The sequence below is a fragment of the Pseudomonas sp. SWRI92 genome, from assembly GCF_014268685.1.
Lineage (GTDB): Bacteria > Pseudomonadota > Gammaproteobacteria > Pseudomonadales > Pseudomonadaceae > Aquipseudomonas > Aquipseudomonas marvdashtae.
In genome coordinates, this window is the sequence record NZ_JABWQY010000012.1 from 103,706 (window position 1) to 123,150 (window position 19,445).

16 protein-coding genes and 2 tRNA genes are annotated in these 19,445 nt (G+C 58.6%); 17 read left to right on the forward strand and 1 reads right to left on the reverse strand.

Translation table 11 applies throughout. From position 1 onward, the window contains the following. Positions 1-291 precede the first annotated feature (291 nt). The 6 genes from dnaJ to HU762_RS18720 all read left to right on the forward strand — a co-directional run bounded on the left by dnaJ (position 292) and on the right by HU762_RS18720 (position 7,863). A complete protein-coding gene (gene dnaJ, locus HU762_RS18695; RefSeq protein ID WP_030139779.1) occupies positions 292-1,416 on the forward strand; it encodes a molecular chaperone DnaJ in 1,125 nt (374 codons plus the stop codon). Between the two features lie 9 nt (positions 1,417-1,425). Further along, positions 1,426-2,232, forward strand: a complete 807-nt coding sequence (gene dapB, locus HU762_RS18700; RefSeq protein WP_186612176.1) for a 4-hydroxy-tetrahydrodipicolinate reductase — start codon at positions 1,426-1,428, stop codon at positions 2,230-2,232. A 255-nt stretch (positions 2,233-2,487) separates the two neighbouring features. Then, the gene (gene carA, locus HU762_RS18705; RefSeq protein WP_186639522.1) at positions 2,488-3,624 is read left to right on the forward strand and encodes a glutamine-hydrolyzing carbamoyl-phosphate synthase small subunit; all 1,137 of its coding nucleotides are present in this window, start codon (positions 2,488-2,490) and stop codon (positions 3,622-3,624) included. Between the two features lie 105 nt (positions 3,625-3,729). After that, positions 3,730-6,951 (forward strand): carbamoyl-phosphate synthase large subunit, encoded by a 3,222-nt coding sequence (gene carB, locus HU762_RS18710; RefSeq protein WP_186639524.1) that lies wholly within the window; start codon positions 3,730-3,732, stop codon positions 6,949-6,951. Positions 6,952-6,953: 2 nt separating this feature from the next. Further along, positions 6,954-7,430 carry a transcription elongation factor GreA gene (gene greA, locus HU762_RS18715; protein WP_186639602.1) on the forward strand — a complete coding sequence of 159 codons (477 nt, stop codon included), beginning with the start codon at positions 6,954-6,956 and terminating at the stop codon, positions 7,428-7,430. Between the two features lie 28 nt (positions 7,431-7,458). After that, complete coding sequence (locus tag HU762_RS18720) at positions 7,459-7,863, forward strand: MFS transporter (RefSeq protein ID WP_186639526.1); 405 nt, start codon at positions 7,459-7,461, stop codon at positions 7,861-7,863. Positions 7,864-7,872: 9 nt separating this feature from the next. On the opposite strand, the gene HU762_RS18725 is transcribed toward HU762_RS18720, so the two are convergent. Beyond that, positions 7,873-8,181, reverse strand: coding sequence for a YhbY family RNA-binding protein (locus HU762_RS18725; protein ID WP_181287543.1), 309 nt, complete (start codon positions 8,179-8,181; stop codon positions 7,873-7,875). A 108-nt stretch (positions 8,182-8,289) separates the two neighbouring features. Between HU762_RS18725 and rlmE the strand changes: the two genes are divergently transcribed. The 11 genes from rlmE (at position 8,290) to infB (ending at position 19,432) form a co-directional block, all read left to right on the forward strand. Beyond that, positions 8,290-8,922, forward strand: a complete 633-nt coding sequence (rlmE, locus tag HU762_RS18730; protein ID WP_186612171.1) for a 23S rRNA (uridine(2552)-2'-O)-methyltransferase RlmE — start codon at positions 8,290-8,292, stop codon at positions 8,920-8,922. Between the two features lie 199 nt (positions 8,923-9,121). After that, positions 9,122-11,032: an ATP-dependent zinc metalloprotease FtsH gene (ftsH, locus tag HU762_RS18735; RefSeq protein WP_186612170.1), complete on the forward strand. Its 1,911-nt coding sequence runs from the start codon at positions 9,122-9,124 to the stop codon at positions 11,030-11,032. Positions 11,033-11,040: 8 nt separating this feature from the next. After that, positions 11,041-11,892, forward strand: a complete 852-nt coding sequence (gene folP / locus HU762_RS18740) for a dihydropteroate synthase (RefSeq protein WP_186639528.1) — start codon at positions 11,041-11,043, stop codon at positions 11,890-11,892. A 16-nt stretch (positions 11,893-11,908) separates the two neighbouring features. Then, on the forward strand, positions 11,909-13,246 hold the full coding sequence (gene glmM, locus HU762_RS18745; protein ID WP_186639530.1) for a phosphoglucosamine mutase: 1,338 nt from the start codon (positions 11,909-11,911) through the stop codon (positions 13,244-13,246). A 66-nt stretch (positions 13,247-13,312) separates the two neighbouring features. Then, positions 13,313-14,068, forward strand: a complete 756-nt coding sequence (gene tpiA / locus HU762_RS18750; RefSeq protein ID WP_186612167.1) for a triose-phosphate isomerase — start codon at positions 13,313-13,315, stop codon at positions 14,066-14,068. Positions 14,069-14,072: 4 nt separating this feature from the next. After that, positions 14,073-14,456 (forward strand): preprotein translocase subunit SecG, encoded by a 384-nt coding sequence (gene secG / locus HU762_RS18755; RefSeq protein ID WP_025211789.1) that lies wholly within the window; start codon positions 14,073-14,075, stop codon positions 14,454-14,456. A gap of 21 nt (positions 14,457-14,477) precedes the next feature. Then, positions 14,478-14,563 (forward strand) — tRNA-Leu (locus tag HU762_RS18760). A gap of 97 nt (positions 14,564-14,660) precedes the next feature. Further along, positions 14,661-14,737 (forward strand) — tRNA-Met (locus HU762_RS18765). Between the two features lie 139 nt (positions 14,738-14,876). Then, positions 14,877-15,335 carry a ribosome maturation factor RimP gene (gene rimP / locus HU762_RS18770; protein WP_025211790.1) on the forward strand — a complete coding sequence of 153 codons (459 nt, stop codon included), beginning with the start codon at positions 14,877-14,879 and terminating at the stop codon, positions 15,333-15,335. A gap of 59 nt (positions 15,336-15,394) precedes the next feature. Continuing rightward, positions 15,395-16,876 carry a transcription termination factor NusA gene (gene nusA / locus HU762_RS18775; RefSeq protein ID WP_047229054.1) on the forward strand — a complete coding sequence of 494 codons (1,482 nt, stop codon included), beginning with the start codon at positions 15,395-15,397 and terminating at the stop codon, positions 16,874-16,876. 27 nt (positions 16,877-16,903) lie between these two features. Next, entirely contained in the window at positions 16,904-19,432 is a 2,529-nt protein-coding gene (gene infB, locus HU762_RS18780) for a translation initiation factor IF-2 (RefSeq protein ID WP_186639532.1), read from the forward strand. The last annotated feature ends 13 nt before the right edge of the window (positions 19,433-19,445 follow it).

The following is a 19,445-nucleotide window of genomic DNA, read 5'->3' on the forward strand; positions in this document are numbered from 1 at the left end:
TGTGCGGTGGCTGGTAGGATGTCGCCGCGCGGGAGCTTGCTCCCGCGTTGGCGTGTCTGGAGCCGGTGAATTTTTACAGCATGCGACAAGCTCGGGTGCTGGCGGTGTGTTCGGGGATGCTCCTGCTTCCCGGGCAACGTGCACCGCATTTTGGCCGGGTCCCTGGCTGAAAGATTTATGACCAGGATCGTTGAATCGACGTGAGTTGGGTCCGGGCCTGTATTGGGGCTCAACGAGTTTGGCGAGGCTCAGGAGGGGTTTGCCGAACGTCCTATAAGAGTGCAAAGACTAATGGCAAAGCGTGACTTTTACGAAGTATTGGGTGTTGAGCGGGGGGCCAGCGAGGCAGAGCTGAAGAAGGCCTATCGCCGTCTCGCGATGAAGCATCACCCTGACCGTAATCCCGGCGACAAGGCATCGGAAGAGATGTTCAAGGAGGCCAACGAGGCCTATGAAGTCCTGTCCGACTCCAGCAAGCGCGCGGCTTACGACCAGTACGGTCATGCCGGTGTCGACCCGAGCATGGGCGGTGGCGGTGCCGGTTTTGGCGGCCAGAATTTCTCCGATATTTTCGGCGATGTGTTCAGCGATTTCTTCGGCGGCGGTCGTGGCGGTGCCCGTGGTGGTGCTCAGCGTGGCAGCGATCTGCGCTACACCCTGGAATTGAACCTGGAAGAGGCGGTGCGCGGTACCACGGTCAATATCCGGGTTCCGACGCTGGTCAACTGCAAGCCATGTGACGGTTCGGGTGCCAAGAAGGGCTCTTCGCCCGTTACTTGCCCCACCTGTGGTGGCATTGGCCAGGTCCGCATGCAACAGGGCTTCTTCTCGGTTCAGCAGACCTGCCCACGTTGCCACGGCCAAGGCAAGATCATTTCCGATCCGTGCGACTCCTGCCACGGCGAAGGGCGTGTTGAAGAGTACAAGACGCTGTCGGTGAAAGTGCCGGCCGGTGTCGATACCGGTGATCGCATTCGCCTATCTGGCGAAGGCGAGGCGGGGGCCCAGGGCGGTCCGACTGGCGACTTGTACGTCGTGATCAACGTACGTGAGCACGCGATCTTCCAGCGCGACGGCAAACATCTGTTCTGTGAAGTACCGATCAGTTTCGTCGATGCGGCATTGGGCGGCGAGCTTGAGATTCCGACCCTCGATGGTCGCGTCAAGCTGAAGATTCCCGAGGGGACGCAAACCGGCAAGCAGTTCCGGATCCGCGGCAAAGGCGTAGCGCCAGTGCGGGGCGGTGGTGCGGGCGACCTGATGTGCCGCGTTGCGGTGGAAACGCCGGTGAACCTGAGCCGGCGCCAGCGGGAATTGCTGGAAGAGTTCCGTAGCTCCCTGGCGGATGACAACAGTCACTCGCCGAAAACCACCGGTTGGTTCGAAGGCGTGAAGCGCTTCTTCGGCGACCTGTAAGGAGTGGGCATGCGACGTATAGCTGTGATGGGCGCCGCGGGGCGCATGGGCAAGGCGCTGGTCGAAGCGGTGCAGCAGCGTTCGCCGCTTTCGGGCCTGACGGCTGCCATTGTCCGGCCCGACAGTACGTTGGTGGGGGCTGATGCTGGCGAGTTGGCTTCGATTGGACGTATCGGCGTACCGATGTCCGGTGGGCTGGAAAAGGTGCTCGACGAGTTCGATGTATTGATCGATTTCACCCTGCCTGAAGTCATGCTGAAAAACCTCGCCATCTGCCGCAAGGCCGGCAAGGCCATGGTGATCGGCACGACCGGCCTGGATGCGGCGCAAAAGGAATTGTTGGCTGAGGCCGGCAAAGATATTCCGATCGTGTTCGCGGCGAATTTCAGCGTGGGCGTGAACCTGTCACTGAAGTTGCTGGACCTGACCGCTCGGGTCTTGGGCGATGATGCGGATATCGAAATTATCGAGGCGCATCATCGACACAAGATCGACGCGCCTTCAGGAACCGCGTTGCGCATGGGTGAAGTGATTGCCGATGCGCTGGGTCGTGACCTGCAGGAAGTGGCCGTATACGGGCGCCAGGGGCATACCGGTGCGCGGGAGCGCGACACCATCGGTTTCGCGACCGTGCGTGGCGGTGATGTAGTAGGTGATCACACGGTGCTGTTCGCCACTGAAGGCGAGCGCCTGGAGATCACCCATAAAGCGTCGAGCCGGATGACCTTCGCCAAGGGCGCCGTGCGGGCTGCGCTGTGGCTGGATGGTTGTGAGCCTGGCCTGTACGACATGCAGGACGTTCTCGACCTGCGTTGATGCCATTAATAGCGGGGTTCAGGTTATACTGAGCCCCGTTTTAAACCGCTTCGCGACGACCTGTCGCATTCCCCTGCCTTTAAGGCTCATTAGCGGTGGACCAAAAAAGCCTTTTTCTGTAAGCTACAGCTTTAGTGTGTCCACTAAAAGCGCGCAGAATAATTCAGTGAACAAGCGGGGTGACGTGTCCATACGTCACTCCGCTTTTTTACAACCTGCGATCGCCCTTTCAGGCTTTATTTACGGGAGGTCTTCTTGACTAAGCCAGCCATACTCGCCCTTGCTGATGGCAGCATTTTTCGCGGCGAAGCCATTGGAGCCGACGGTCAGACCGTTGGTGAGGTGGTGTTTAACACCGCAATGACCGGCTATCAGGAAATTCTTACCGATCCTTCCTACGCCCAACAAATCGTTACCCTGACTTACCCGCATATCGGCAATACCGGCACCACGCCGGAAGATGCCGAGTCCGATCGTGTCTGGTCCGCTGGCCTGGTGATTCGCGACCTGCCGCTGGTAGCGAGCAACTGGCGTAACAAGATGTCCCTGTCCGACTACCTGAAAGCCAACAATGTCGTGGCGATCGCCGGTATCGACACCCGTCGCCTGACCCGCATTCTTCGGGAAAAAGGCGCGCAGAACGGCTGCATCATGGCCGGCGACAATATTTCCGACGAGGCCGCCATTGCCGCTGCCCAGGGTTTCCCAGGGCTCAAGGGGATGGACCTGGCGAAAGTCGTCAGCACCAAGAAACAGTACGAGTGGCGCTCCTCGGTCTGGGACCTGAAAACCGATAGCCACGCGACGATCGAGGCTTCCGAGCTGCCGTATCACGTCGTTGCCTACGATTACGGCGTCAAGCTGAACATCCTGCGCATGTTGGTAGCGCGCGGTTGCCGCGTCACCGTGGTGCCGGCCCAAACCCCGGCCGCCGACGTCCTGGCCCTCAAGCCCGACGGTGTGTTCCTGTCCAACGGCCCGGGTGACCCGGAGCCTTGCGACTACGCGATTCAGGCGATCAAGGACGTGCTGGAAACCGAGATTCCGGTATTCGGTATCTGTCTGGGGCACCAGTTGCTGGCCCTGGCTTCGGGTGCCAAGACCCTGAAAATGGGCCACGGCCACCACGGTGCCAACCACCCGGTTCAGGACCTGGACACCGGCGTCGTCATGATCACCAGTCAGAACCACGGTTTTGCGGTTGACGAGGCGACCCTGCCGGCCAACGTACGGGCCATCCACAAATCGCTGTTCGACGGCACGCTGCAAGGCATCGAGCGTACCGACAAGAGCGCGTTCAGCTTCCAGGGTCACCCTGAGGCGAGCCCGGGCCCGAACGATGTGGCGCCGCTGTTCGATCGCTTCATCAATGAGATGGCCAAGCGACGCTGACCGCGTGAAGCCTGAGGGCGGCCCCGAAACCGGCGGCCCCCTCGGGCGCTTCAAAGATTGTTCGACGGCCTAGCCGACTGACCTGCGGATTTGAGTGACAAACCCATGCCAAAACGTACAGACATAAAAAGCATCCTGATTCTCGGCGCTGGCCCGATCGTGATCGGCCAGGCCTGCGAATTCGACTACTCCGGCGCCCAGGCCTGTAAAGCCCTGCGCGAAGAGGGCTACCGCGTCATCCTGGTGAACTCCAACCCGGCCACCATCATGACCGACCCGTCGATGGCCGACGCCACCTACATCGAGCCGATCAAGTGGCAGACTGTTGCCAAGATCATCGAGAAGGAACGTCCGGACGCGCTGCTGCCGACCATGGGTGGCCAGACCGCGCTGAACTGCGCCCTGGACCTGGAGCGCGAAGGCGTCCTGGAGAAGTTTGGTGTGGAAATGATCGGCGCCAATGCCGACACCATCGACAAGGCTGAAGACCGTTCGCGTTTCGACAAGGCGATGAAATCCATCGGCCTGGACTGCCCGCGCTCGGGCATCGCCCACAACATGGACGAGGCCAACGCAGTCCTGGAACGCCTTGGCTTCCCATGCATCATCCGTCCATCCTTCACCATGGGCGGCACCGGTGGTGGCATCGCCTACAACCGTGAAGAGTTCGAAGAAATCTGCGCCCGGGGTCTCGACTTGTCGCCGACCAAGGAACTGCTGATCGACGAATCCCTGATCGGCTGGAAAGAATACGAAATGGAAGTTGTCCGCGACAAAAAGGACAACTGCATCATCGTCTGCTCCATCGAGAACTTCGACCCGATGGGCGTGCACACCGGTGACTCGATCACCGTTGCGCCGGCCCAGACCCTGACCGACAAGGAATACCAGATCCTGCGTAACGCCTCCCTGGCGGTGCTGCGCGAGATCGGCGTGGAAACCGGCGGCTCCAACGTCCAGTTCGGCATCTGCCCGAACACCGGCCGCATGGTGGTCATCGAGATGAACCCGCGCGTATCCCGTTCGTCGGCCCTGGCCTCGAAAGCCACCGGTTTCCCGATCGCCAAGGTCGCCGCCAAGCTGGCAGTCGGCTACACCCTGGACGAACTGTCGAACGACATCACCGGCGGCAAGACCCCGGCGTCCTTCGAGCCGTCCATTGACTACGTAGTGACCAAGCTGCCGCGTTTCGCCTTCGAAAAATTCGCCAAGGCCGATGCCCGCCTGACCACTCAAATGAAGTCGGTCGGTGAAGTCATGGCCATTGGTCGGACCTTCCAGGAATCCCTTCAGAAAGCCCTTCGCGGCCTGGAAGTGGGTGTCTGTGGCCTCGATCCGAAGCTGGACCTGAGCCATCCGGACGCCATGAGCGAGCTCAAGCGCGAGCTGACCGTGCCGGGCGCCGAGCGTATCTGGTATGTGGCGGATGCCTTCCGCGCCGGCATGACTGTCGAGCAAATTTTCGACATGAACATGATCGACCCTTGGTTCCTGGTACAGATCGAAGATCTGATCAAGGAAGAAGAGAAGGTCAAGACCCTGGGTATGTCCAGCATCGACCGCAACACGATGCTGGGCCTCAAGCGCAAGGGCTTCTCCGACATGCGCCTGGCCAAGCTGCTGGGTGTGACCGAGAAGAGCCTGCGCGCTCATCGTCACAAGCTGGACGTGTTCCCGGTCTACAAGCGCGTCGACACCTGCGCGGCCGAGTTCGCCACCGACACCGCCTACCTGTACTCCACGTATGAAGAAGAATGCGAAGCCGCACCTTCGAACCGCGACAAGATCATGATCCTGGGCGGCGGTCCTAACCGGATCGGCCAGGGCATCGAGTTCGACTACTGCTGCGTGCACGCTGCCCTGGCATTGCGTGAGGATGGTTACGAAACCATCATGGTCAACTGCAACCCGGAAACCGTCTCCACCGACTACGACACTTCCGATCGCCTGTACTTCGAGCCGGTCACCTTGGAAGACGTGCTGGAAATCGTCCGTGTCGAGAAGCCAAAAGGCGTGATCGTCCAGTACGGCGGCCAGACGCCGCTGAAACTGGCCCGTGCGCTTGAAGCTGCTGGCGTGCCGATCATCGGCACCAGCCCAGACGCCATCGACCGCGCCGAAGACCGCGAGCGCTTCCAGCAGATGGTCGAGCGTCTGAACCTGCGCCAGCCGCCGAACGCCACCGTGCGCAGCGAAGACGAAGCGATTCGTGCCGCCGGCAAGATCGGTTACCCGCTGGTGGTGCGTCCGTCCTATGTGCTGGGCGGCCGTGCGATGGAAATCGTCTACCAGGAAGACGAGCTCAAGCGCTACCTGCGCGAAGCGGTCCAGGTGTCCAACGACAGCCCGGTTCTGCTTGATCACTTCCTCAACTGCGCCATTGAAATGGACGTGGATGCGGTCAGCGATGGTAAGGATGTGGTGATCGGCGCGATCATGCAGCACATCGAGCAAGCTGGCGTTCACTCTGGTGACTCCGCCTGTTCGCTGCCGCCATACTCGCTGCCAGCCCATATCCAGGACGAAATGCGCGAGCAGGTCAAGAAGATGGCCTTGGAGCTCGGCGTCATCGGTTTGATGAACGTACAGCTGGCGCTTCAAGGCGAAGACATCTACGTCATTGAAGTCAACCCGCGCGCTTCCCGTACCGTGCCGTTTGTCTCCAAGTGCATCGGCGTCTCCCTGGCAATGATCGCTGCGCGGGTCATGGCGGGTAAGACCCTGAAAGAGCTGAATTTCACCAAGGAAATCATTCCGAACTTCTACAGTGTGAAAGAGGCGGTGTTCCCGTTCGCCAAGTTCCCTGGTGTTGACCCGATCCTCGGCCCAGAGATGAAGTCCACCGGTGAAGTGATGGGCGTGGGCGATACCTTCGGAGAAGCCTTTGCCAAGGCGCAAATGGGCGCCAGCGAAGTTCTGCCAACCGGCGGCACGGCTTTTATAAGTGTGCGTGATGACGACAAGCCACTGGTTGCAGGCGTGGCCCGAGATCTGATCAACTTGGGTTTCGAAGTGGTCGCCACTGCCGGTACCGCCAAGCTGATCGAGGCGGCGGGCCTGAAAGTGCGTCGCGTGAACAAGGTGACCGAGGGGCGTCCGCACGTGGTCGACATGATCAAGAATGACGAAGTCACGTTGATCATCAACACCACCGAAGGTCGTCAGTCGATTGCCGATTCCTATTCCATTCGTCGCAATGCGCTGCAGCATAAAATCTACTGCACCACGACCATTGCTGCCGGCGAAGCGATCTGCGAAGCGCTCAAGTTCGGACCTGAGAAGACCGTACGTCGCTTGCAGGATCTACATGCAGGATTGAAGGCATGAGCATAACCAAGTATCCGATGACTGTTCAGGGCGCGAAGGCCCTGGAAGAAGAACACGCTTTCCTGACCAAGGTCGAGCGCCCGCGCTTGAGCCAGGCTATCGGTGAAGCGCGTGAGCTGGGCGATCTCAAGGAAAACGCCGAATACCATGCTGCCCGAGAGGAGCAAGGCATGGTTGAGGCGCGCGTCCGTGACATCGAAGGCCGCATGCAGAATGCGGTGATCATTGACGTCACGTCGATCCCGCACACCGGCAAAGTGATTTTCGGCACCACCGTGGAAATCGCCAACGTCGAGACAGATGAGCGCGTCACCTACCAGATCGTTGGCGAGGATGAGGCCGACTTCAAGCTCGGCAAAATCTCCGTTGGTTCGCCACTTGCCCGCGCCTTGATTGCCAAGGAAGAGGGTGATGTTGTGGCCGTGAAGACGCCGAGCGGTGTCATCGAGTACGAGATTGTCGAAGTCCGTCACATCTGAACGAAGGCGCCCGCTGCGTGCGGGTGCCATGATCTGGCAGCTCACTCAGATGTTATGGGTGGGCGGCGTCTGGTTGTTGCACATCGGTCTGCTACCGGTGCTGGGCCGAATCGGCCTGGCTCCGCTGCTCATCGATGAAATCGGGGGTATGCTGACGGCGCTGCTGGTAGGGTTTTCCGCAGCGTGCATATTGTTTCAGGCTTTGGTGCTGGTTCAGGCCGAGGGCCTTGGCAGTCTTTGGCGCGACATTCGTGGGCAATTGCTGCTCATGTCGTTGTATGGGTGCGGGATGTTCCTGGCGGTACGCCTCGGTTGGCCCGATGCAACGCAATGGCAGGTATTCAGTTATCTGGTATTGGGTTTCTCCGGATTGGTGCTGGTCTTGCAGCCGGCTCCCGGTTGGAGCGGCAGGGTGCGCGAAGCACACCCTTGACCCTTTGCATCACTTGAACCGGTGAACGTTCGACAGTTGCTTGTTGACGCTGAAATTTTTGCGATAAATCAGTGCCATTTTGCCGATGACCTGCACCAGGTCTGCCTTCCCGACTTTGCACAACTCGGCAACGGCAGCCAGGCGGGCTTCGCGATCCAGGATGTTGAGCTTGATCTTGATCAGCTCATGGTCCCCCAGGGCGCGCTCCAGTTCGGCGAGTACACCTTCAGTCAAACCGTTGTCAGCCACAGTCAAAACCGGTTTCAGATGGTGGCCAATGGATTTGTATTGTTTCTTCTGCTCTTGAGTGAGCGGCATAATCTGACCCCTGCGTCTGATCTTGTAAAAAGCGGCGGCCAGTTTACCCGAGCGAGTCCGGGACCGCCCAGTTAATCACGACCCGATTTAATATTTCAGAGGTGGCCCGTGGCCCGTTCCAAGACAAGTCTTAAATGGCTGCAAGAGCATTTCAACGACCCATTCGTGAAAATGGCGCAAAAAGACGGGTATCGCTCCCGTGCCAGCTACAAGCTGTTGGAAATTCAGGAAAGAGACCGTTTGATCCGTCCAGGCATGAGCGTGATCGACTTGGGCGCCGCCCCGGGTGGCTGGTCCCAAGTGACCAGTCGTCTGATTGGTGGGCAAGGCACACTGATCGCTTCCGATATCCTGGAAATGGACAGCATCCCGGATGTGACCTTCATTCAGGGCGACTTTACCGAGGACGCCGTACTGGCGAATATCCTTGAAGCGGTCGGAAAAAACGAGGTGGACCTTGTGATTTCCGATATGGCCCCCAATATGAGTGGACTGGCGTCTGTTGATATGCCGCGATCGATGTTCCTGTGCGAGTTGGCACTGGATCTTGCGACTCGGGTGTTGAAGCCAGGTGGTGATTTTTTGATCAAGGTCTTCCAGGGTGAAGGCTTCGACGAATACCACAAGAGCGTGCGCAAGCAGTTCGAGAAGGTCACGACGCGTAAACCGAAATCATCGCGTGATCGCTCCCGTGAGCAGTACCTGCTGGGCCGTGGTTTCCGCGGGCGCAGTGAGGAATAAGAGGTTTTTCGACCGGGGCGATAGGTTTTTCGTATTTCGTCCCGTCAGCATTAGCGAATATTGTGTAGAAAGTGTTTCACAAAGGGTTACAGACGGCGCCTGCCAAGTCGTAGGTAATGTAGTAAGTTAGGCCGGTGAATATCATGCGAAGCGCGCGCCAGTAGCGGAGCTTGCTTCAGAGGGTAGTTAATTGAACGATATGGCAAAGAATCTGATCCTGTGGTTGATCATCGCTGCAGTCCTCGTGACCGTGATGAACAACTTCTCCAGTCCTAACGAGCCGCAGACCCTCAACTATTCCGACTTCCTCCAGCAGGTCAAGGAAGGCAAGGTCGAGCGCGTAGCCGTTGATGGCTATGTGATTACCGGCAAGCGCACCGATGGTGACAACTTCAAGACCATTCGTCCGGCGATCCAGGACAACGGCCTGATCGGCGACCTGGTGGACAACCATGTCGTTATTGAAGGCAAGCAGCCTGAGCAGCAAAGTATCTGGACCCAGCTTCTGGTTGCGAGCTTCCCTATCCTCGTCATCATTGCGGTCTTCATGTTCTTTATGCGCCAGATGCAGGGCGGAGCCGGAGGCAAGGGCGGGCCGATGAGTTTCGGCAAGAGCAAGGCTCGACTACTGTCCGAGGACCAGGTCAAAACCACATTGGCCGACGTCGCGGGTTGCGACGAAGCCAAGGAAGAAGTGGGTGAGCTGGTTGAGTTCTTGCGCGATCCGGGCAAATTCCAGCGCCTGGGCGGCCGTATTCCACGCGGCGTACTGATGGTCGGGCCACCCGGTACTGGTAAAACCTTGCTGGCCAAGGCGATTGCCGGTGAAGCGAAAGTGCCTTTCTTCACGATCTCCGGCTCCGATTTCGTTGAGATGTTCGTCGGCGTGGGCGCCAGCCGTGTTCGTGACATGTTCGAGCAGGCCAAGAAGCACGCCCCCTGCATTATCTTCATCGACGAAATCGATGCCGTCGGTCGTCATCGTGGCGCGGGCATGGGCGGTGGCCATGACGAACGCGAGCAAACCCTCAACCAGTTGCTGGTAGAGATGGATGGTTTCGAAATGAACGACGGCATCATCGTGATTGCCGCCACCAACCGTCCGGACGTGCTCGACCCTGCGCTGTTGCGTCCGGGCCGTTTTGACCGTCAGGTCGTTGTGGGGCTGCCGGACATCCGCGGTCGCGAGCAGATCCTCAAGGTTCATATGCGCAAGGTTCCGATGGGCGATGATGTCGCTCCAGCGGTCATCGCTCGTGGTACGCCGGGGTTCTCCGGTGCCGATCTGGCGAACCTGGTAAACGAAGCGTCGCTGTTCGCTGCCCGTTCCGGCAAGCGCGTCGTGGAAATGAAGGAATTCGAGTTGGCCAAGGACAAGATCATGATGGGCGCCGAGCGCAAATCGATGGTCATGTCGGAGAAGGAAAAGCAGAACACGGCTTACCACGAGGCGGGTCACGCTATCGTTGGTCGCGTAGTGCCTGAGCATGATCCGGTGTACAAGGTCTCGATCATCCCGCGCGGTCGTGCGCTGGGCGTGACGATGTTCCTTCCGGAAGAAGATCGCTACAGCCTGTCCAAGCGCGCGTTGATCAGCCAGATCTGCTCGCTGTACGGCGGCCGTATCGCTGAAGAAATGACGCTGGGCTTCGATGGCGTGACGACGGGTGCGTCGAACGACATCATGCGGGCTAGCCAGATCGCGCGGAACATGGTCACCAAGTGGGGCTTGTCCGAGAAGCTGGGGCCGTTGATGTATGCCGAAGAAGAGGGCGAAGTGTTCCTCGGTCGCGGTGGTGGCGGCCAACATGCAAGCTTCTCGGGTGAGACAGCCAAGCTGATCGACTCCGAGGTTCGCAGCATCATTGACCAGTGCTACGGGACGGCCAAGCAGATCCTCACGGATAACCGCGACAAGCTGGACGCCATGGCTGATGCCTTGATGAAGTATGAAACCATCGATGCCGAGCAGATCGACGACATCATGGCGGGCCGCACGCCGCGTGAGCCTCGCGATTGGTCTGGTGGCACGGGTACCTCCGGTACGCCGCCGGCGGTGCAGGGCGAGCGTCCGGAAACACCCATCGGTGGTCCGGCTGCCGACGTCTAAGGCTTAAAATGACTTCTGTCCAGTCCTCGACCCGGTTGCCTTGCGGCAACCGGGTTCTTGATTTAGCCCATACGCATGTCATGGGCATTCTTAATGTCACTCCCGATTCCTTTTCCGATGGCGGACGATTCAGCCAGCTCGACGCTGCATTACGGCATGCCGAGGCCATGGTATCGGCCGGGGCAACGCTGATCGATGTAGGCGGTGAGTCGACCCGTCCCGGTGCGCGTGCGGTTTCGCCTACCGAGGAGCTGGAGCGAGTGGCGCCAATTGTCGAGCGCATACATCGCGAGCTGGATGTCATCATCTCAGTCGATACGTCCACGCCTGCGGTCATGCGCGAGGCGGCGCGCTTGGGGGCGGGATTGATCAATGACGTTCGCTCGTTACGGCGTGATGGCGCGTTGGATGCCGCTGCTGCCACGGGGTTGCCGGTGTGCCTGATGCACATGCTTGGCGAGCCCGGAACGATGCAGAATGACCCGCACTACGGCGATGTAACCCGCGAAGTCGGTGAGTTCCTGGCGGATCGCATGAGCCAGTGTGCCGGCGCCGGCATCCCTGCCGAGCGGATCATTCTCGATCCCGGGTTCGGCTTTGCGAAGACATTGGCGCACAATCTGAGCCTGTTCAAGCATATGGAAGCCTTGCATGCCCTGGGGCGGCCGCTGTTGGTCGGTGTCTCGCGAAAGAGCATGATAGGCAATGCGTTGGGTCGTCCGGTGGGAGAGCGCCTGCATGGCGGTCTGGCACTCGCCGCCTTGGCTATTACAAAAGGTGCGCGCATATTGCGGGTGCATGACGTAGTCGAAACAATGGATGTCGTGCGGATGATCGCTGCAGTGGATTCAGCCGAATAAGAATGATGGAGCACTTATGAGCAAAAAATACTTTGGCACCGACGGGATTCGTGGTCGGGTCGGCGAATACCCCATTACCCCTGATTTCATGCTCAAGCTCGGCTGGGCCGCTGGGATGGCGTTCCGAAAAATGGGCGCGTGCAAAGTGCTGGTTGGCAAGGACACGCGAATATCCGGGTATATGTTCGAATCGGCTCTGGAAGCCGGTCTGACCTCGGCGGGTGCCGATGTCATGCTGCTCGGGCCGATGCCTACGCCAGCCATCGCCTACCTGACTCGGACATTCCAGGCGCAGGCAGGCATTGTTATCAGCGCTTCGCATAATCCTCATGACGACAACGGTATCAAGTTTTTCTCTGGCAAGGGCACCAAGCTGCCGGACGAAATCGAGCTGATGATCGAGGAGTTGCTGGACGCGCCAATGACCGTGGTCGAGTCGAGCAAGATCGGCAAGGTGTCTCGGATCAACGATGCATCGGGTCGCTACATTGAATTCTGCAAGGGCAGTGTTCCGACGGGTACCAGTTTTTCCGGTCTGAAGATCGTTGTCGACTGTGCTCATGGCGCAACCTACAAGGTCGCGCCAAGCGTTTTTCGTGAGCTGGGTGCCGAAGTGGTGGTGCTCTCGGCCCAGCCTAATGGGCTGAACATCAACCACAACTGCGGTTCTACTCATACCGAGGCTTTGCAGGCGGCTGTATTGGCCGAGCATGCCGATCTCGGCATTGCCTTCGATGGTGACGGCGACCGCGTGCTGATGGTCGATCACACGGGCACGGTCGTTGATGGTGATGAGCTGCTGTTCATCATCGCGCGCGACCTGCACGGGCGCGGCAAGCTGCAGGGCGGGGTTGTTGGTACATTGATGAGCAGCCTTGGGCTCGAGTTGGCCCTGGCGGACCTGGACATACCCTTTGTGCGCGCCAATGTGGGTGACCGCTATGTCATCTCGGAGCTGCTGGAGCGCAACTGGGTGATTGGTGGCGAGAACTCGGGGCACATTGTCTGCTTCGACCATACCACCACTGGTGATGCGATTATTGCCGCCCTGCAAGTGCTGATGGCCCTCAAGGCGCGCAACGAAGGTCTTGCGCAGTCGCGACAGGCATTGCGCAAGTGTCCGCAAGTACTGATCAACGTACGTTTCGGCGGCGGTGCAAATCCTATCGAGCACCCGACGGTCAAGCAGGCCGGCGAGCGTGTAACCCAGGCAATGGCTGGGCGTGGGCGCGTGTTGTTGCGCAAGTCGGGTACAGAGCCTTTGGTGCGTGTCATGGTCGAAGGCGAGGATGAAGCACAGGTCCGCGGTTATGCTGAAGAGCTGGCAAAACTTGTTACTGAAGTTTCTGCCTGAATTCGGCTTGCCAGTCATGAATCGGTTGGGTAACATCTGCGCCCACTTTGACCGACGAGGTACAGCATGCGTCGCCCTATGGTAGCTGGTAACTGGAAGATGCACGGTACCCGCGCCAGCGTCGCTGAGCTGATCAAAGGCCTTCGCAATCTGGCCTTGCCAAGCGGTGTTGATGTCGCGGTATTCCCGCCTTGCCTGTATATCAATCAAGTGGTTGATGGCTTGAAAGGCAAGTCGATTTCGGTCGGCGCGCAGAATTCTGCGGTGGAATCCATGCAAGGCGCGTTGACCGGCGAGATTGCGCCGAGCCAGCTCGTCGATGCAGGTTGTTCCTTGGTCCTGGTCGGGCACTCCGAGCGCCGCATGATCATGGGCGAGCAGGACAAAGCCTTGATCCGGAAATTTGCGGCAGCACAGGCCTGCGGTCTGATTCCGGTGTTGTGCGTAGGGGAAACCCTCGAGCAGCGTGAGTCCGGAAAGACACTTGAAGTTGTCGGGCGTCAGCTGGGCAGCATCATCGAAGACCTGGGCGTCGGTGCTTTTGCAAAGGCGGTCATCGCTTATGAGCCAGTCTGGGCCATCGGTACCGGACTGACTGCTTCGCCGCAACAGGCGCAGGATGTGCACGCAGCCATCCGCGCGCAGTTAGCGGCAGAAAATTCTGAAGTGGCACGAGGTGTGCGGCTTCTATACGGCGGCAGCGTGAAGGCGGCCAATGCGGTCGAACTGTTCGGCATGCCGGATATCGATGGGGGGCTCATTGGTGGAGCTTCCCTGAATGCAGATGAGTTCGGTGCGATCTGTCGCGCCGCGGGAAACTGAAAAAATGCTGGAAACAGTCGTAGTCGTTTTTCATCTGCTGGGCGCACTGGGTGTAGTCGCTCTCGTATTGCTGCAGCAGGGTAAAGGTGCGGATGCTGGTGCGTCTTTCGGTGCAGGTGCTTCAAATACTGTATTCGGAAGCCAAGGTTCCTCTACCTTTCTTAGTAAGTTTACTGCTATACTTGCCGCCGGTTTCTTCATAACCAGCTTAGGGTTAGGTTACTTTGCTAAAGAGAAAGCTCATGAGCTGACTCAAGTAGGTTTGCCAAACCCGGCGGTGTTGGAAGCGCCAAAGCAACAACCGGCTTCTGATGATGTCCCGGTGCTTCAAGAGCAAAAGTCGGCCAATCCGGCGACTGACGTGCCTCCAGCTCAAGAGCAGAAGTAAGAAGGTTTCAAACGCTGTATTGCCGAGGTGGTGGAATTGGTAGACACGCAACCTTGAGGTGGTTGTGCCCATAGGGTGTAGGGGTTCGAGTCCCCTTCTCGGTACCAATTATCAGGAGAGCCCGCGATTGCGGGCTTTCTTGTAGGTGGAAGGGTTACATTGACCCTGTAAGGGATCAGTCGTATACTTCCGCCCCAGCTTTGTCGCGGGATGGAGCAGCCTGGTAGCTCGTCGGGCTCATAACCCGAAGGTCGTCGGTTCAAATCCGGCTCCCGCAACCAGTTTCAGGGCCCCTTCCAAGGGGCTTTTTGTTAGCTGGACACTTTACAACGCCGCTGTTCGACGGCGTTTCAGGGATGGGCGATTCGCCCATTTTTTTTTATTTGCACAGCATGCACAAACATGCACGAGGGGGTTCAGGTGTCGAGCAAGCTAGAACAGTTGCAGGCCTTGTTGGCCCCGGTGGTCGTGGCCCTTGGCTATGAATGCTGGGGTATTGAGTTTTCGGCTCAAGGTCGCCACTCACTGTTGCGCGTTTATATCGATAAGGAAGGCGGTGTGTTGGTGGATGATTGCGCCATCGTCAGCCGTCAGATCAGCGGTGTACTGGATGTTGAAGATCCAATCACCTCCGAATACACCCTGGAAGTTTCCTCGCCTGGCATGGAGCGCCCCCTGTTCACACTTGAACAGTTCGCTTCGTTTGCCGGTGAACAAGTGAAGATCAAGCTGCGCTCGCCTTTCGAAGGCCGACGCAACTTTCAAGGCCTTCTACGCGGTGTAGAAGAGCAGGACGTCGTGGTGCAAGTAGAAGACCATGAGTTCCTGTTGCCGATCGATATGATCGACAAGGCCAACATCATTCCCAGTTTTGACTGATACGTGCCAGATACTGCGGATCCCGCGGATCCAATGGCTTGCGAAAGGCGAGGCGTACGATGAGCAAAGAAGTACTGCTGGTTGTTGAGTCGGTATCCAATGAAAAGGGCGTACCGGCTAACGTTATTTTTGAAGCGCTTGAGCTGGCTTTGGCCACTGCTACCAAGAAGCGGTTCGAGGACGAAGTTGATTTGCGTGTGGAGATCAATCGCCACACCGGTGCCTATGAGACATTCCGTCGCTGGACGGTAGTCGAAGAAGCCGACCTGGACGATCCGGCCATCGAAACCTGGCCGAGCAAGGTTGCTGAAACGCATCCTGGCGCCAAGGTAGGTGATGTTGTCGAAGAAAAGATCGAATCCATCGAGTTTGGTCGCATCGCTGCGCAGACTGCCAAGCAAGTCATCGTGCAGAAAGTTCGCGAAGCCGAGCGCGCGCAAGTCGTTGATGCCTATCGCGAGCGCCTGGGGGAGATCATCTCCGGCACCGTGAAAAAAGTGACCCGCGACAACGTGATCGTCGATCTGGGCAACAATGCCGAGGCATTGCTGGCTCGTGAAGACATCATCTCTCGCGAAACTTTCCGGGTTGGCGTGCGTTTGCGTGCGCTGCTCAAGGAAATCCGCACCGAGAACCGGGGCCCGCAGTTGATCCTGTCGCGTACCGCGCCGGAAATGCTGATCGAGTTGTTCCGTATCGAAGTGCCGGAAATTGCTGAAGGCCTGATCGAAGTCATGGCCGCCTCCCGTGATCCGGGTTCGCGTGCCAAGATCGCGGTCCGCTCCAAGGACAAGCGCATCGACCCGCAAGGTGCCTGCATCGGCATGCGTGGTTCGCGTGTCCAGGCCGTATCCGGCGAGTTGGGCGGCGAGCGTGTGGACATCGTCCTGTGGGACGATAACCCGGCTCAGTTCGTGATCAATGCCATGTCGCCTGCTGAAGTGGCGGCAATTATCGTCGACGAAGATGCCCACGCCATGGACATCGCCGTTGGCGCAGACAATCTCGCTCAGGCCATCGGTCGCGGTGGTCAGAACGTGCGTCTGGCTAGCCAATTGACTGGCTGGACACTGAACGTGATGACCGAATCGGACATCCAGGCTAAGCAGCAAGCTGAAACCGGCGACATCCTGCGCAACTTTATCGAAGAGCTTGAAGTCGATGAAGAACTGGCGCAGGTGCTGGTGGATGAAGGCTTTACCAGCCTGGAAGAGATTGCCTACGTACCGGTGGAGGAAATGCTCAACATCGACGGCTTTGACGAGGACATCGTCAACGAGCTTCGCGCTCGGGCCAAGGATCGTTTGTTGACCAAAGCCATCGCTACTGAGGAAAAGCTGGCAGACGCCCATCCGGCCGAAGACCTGCTCTCGCTTGAGGGCATGGACAAGGATTTGGCGATGGAACTGGCGGTGCGCGGCGTAATTACCCGCGAAGACCTGGCCGAGCAGTCTATTGACGATCTGCTCGACATCGACGGCATTGACGATGATCGTGCCGGCAAGTTGATCATGGCCGCCCGAGCCCACTGGTTCGAGTAATTAGGCGCGGCCTGAGGAGAGAAGTGCATGACGCAAGTCACGGTGAAACAACTGGCCGATGAGGTCAAAACACCGGTAGAGCGCCTGTTGCAGCAGATGCGTGAGGCAGGTCTGCCGCACACCGCCGCCGAGGAACATGTGACCGACAGTGAGAAGCAGTCCCTGCTGACTCACTTGAAGAGCAGTCACAAGGCGAAAGTGGAAGAACCGCGCAAGATCACTCTGCAGCGTAAAACCACCAGCACCCTGCGTGTTGCCGGTAGCAAAAGCATCAGCGTTGAAGTACGCAAGAAGAAAGTCTTCGTACAGCGCAGCCCGGAAGAAATCGAAGCCGAGCGTAAACGCGAGCTGGAAGAGCGTCGCGCAGTAGAAAACGCTGCACGTCAGAAGGCTGAAGAAGAAGCCAAGCGTCGCGCCGAAGAAGAAGCGCGTCGCCAGCCTGCTGCTGGGCAAACCGTTACTAACGACGCCGTTGCAGCGCCTGCCGTAGTTGCCGAGCCAGTACGCGAAAGCGCACCGGTTGTGGCCGCTGCTCCAGCACCGTCTGCTGACGTTCGCAACAAGCAGAACGAACAACGCCGTCCGGACAAACCACGTGCCGACGATAACAGTCGTCGTGGCAGTGGTGATGGTGAGCGCAAAAACGCTCCGCATCGTGCCTCGGTCAAAGAGAAAGCGCCTGCTCCACGCGTTGCCCCACGTACTACCGACGAAGAAAGCGATGGCTTCCGTCGTGGTGGTCGCGGCAAGGCCAAGCTGAAGAAGCGTAACGCCCACGGTTTCCAGAGCCCTACCGGCCCTGTCGTGCGTGATGTGCAGATCGGCGAGACCATCACTGTTGGCGATCTCGCCAATCAGATGTCGGTCAAGGCTGCTGAAATCATCAAGTTCATGTTCAAACTGGGTACTCCAGCGACCATCAACCAGGTGCTTGATCAGGAAACTGCTCAACTGGTAGCCGAAGAGCTGGGCCACAAAGTGACCCTGGTCAGCGACACCGCCCTGGAAGACTCCCTGGCGGAGTCCCTGAAGTTTGAAGGTGAGACGTTCTCCCGTGCGCCAGTCGTGACCGTAATGGGCCACGTTGACCATGGTAAGACTTCGCTGCTCGACTACATCCGTCGTGCCAAGGTAGCTGCTGGCGAAGCCGGCGGTATCACCCAGCACATCGGTGCGTACCACGTTGAAACTGACCGCGGCATGGTCACTTTCCTCGATACCCCGGGTCACGCCGCGTTTACCGCCATGCGTGCTCGTGGTGCCAAGGCGACTGACATTGTGATTCTGGTCGTTGCAGCGGACGACGGCGTAATGCCACAGACCATTGAAGCGGTCCAGCACGCCAAGGCTGCCGGCGTTCCACTGGTTGTTGCAGTGAACAAAATCGACAAGCCGGGCGCTGATCTCGATCGCATCCGTAGCGAACTGTCGGTTCACGGCGTGACGTCGGAAGAGTGGGGCGGCGACACCCCGTTCGTATCGGTTTCGGCGAAAGTCGGTACTGGTGTGGACGAGTTGCTCGAAGCCGTTCTGCTGCAAGCTGAAGTTCTGGAACTGAAAGCGACTCCTTCGGCTCCTGGCCGAGGCGTCGTGGTTGAATCGCGACTCGACAAAGGTCGTGGTCCGGTTGCTACCGTTCTGGTTCAAGACGGTACCTTGCGCCAAGGCGACATGGTGCTGGTCGGTTCGAACTATGGCCGTGTACGTGCCATGCTCGACGAGAACGGTAAGCCAATCAAGGAAGCCGGTCCTTCCATCCCTGTCGAGATCCTCGGCCTGGACGGTACCCCGGATGCTGGCGACGAGATGAGCGTGGTGGCTGACGAGAAGAAAGCCCGTGAAGTGGCTCTGTTCCGTCAAGGCAAGTTCCGCGAAGTCAAACTGGCTCGCGCTCACGCCGGCAAGCTGGAGAATATTTTCGAGAACATGGGCCAGGCAGAGAAGAAGACGCTTAACATCGTCCTCAAATCCGATGTCCGTGGTTCGCTGGAAGCGTTGAACGGTGCCTTGAACGGCCTGGGTAACGACGAAGTGCAAGTGCGTGTGGTCGGTGGCGGTGTCGGTGGTATCACCGAGTCCGACGCCAACCTGGCACTGGCCTCCAGCGCTGTACTGTTTGGCTTCAACGTGCGTGCCGATGCTGGCGCTCGCAAGATCGTCGAGCAGGAAGGTCTGGATATGCGTTACTACAACGTGATCTACGACATCATCGAAGACGTCAAGAAAGCCCTTACCGGTATGCTGGGCAGCGATGTTCGCGAGAACATCCTGGGTACCGCCGAAGTTCGCGACGTGTTCCGTTCGCCGAAGTTCGGTGCCATCGCCGGTTGCATGGTGATCGAAGGTGTCGTTCACCGTAACCGTCCAATCCGTGTACTGCGTGAAGACATCGTAATCTTCGAAGGCGAGCTGGAATCCCTGCGCCGCTTCAAGGATGACGCTTCCGAAGTACGTGCCGGCATGGAATGCGGTATTGGCGTCAAGAGCTACAACGACGTCAAGGTCGGCGACAAGATCGAAGTCTTCGAGAAGGTCCAGGTTGCTCGCAGCCTCTGACTCGCGCACTTCA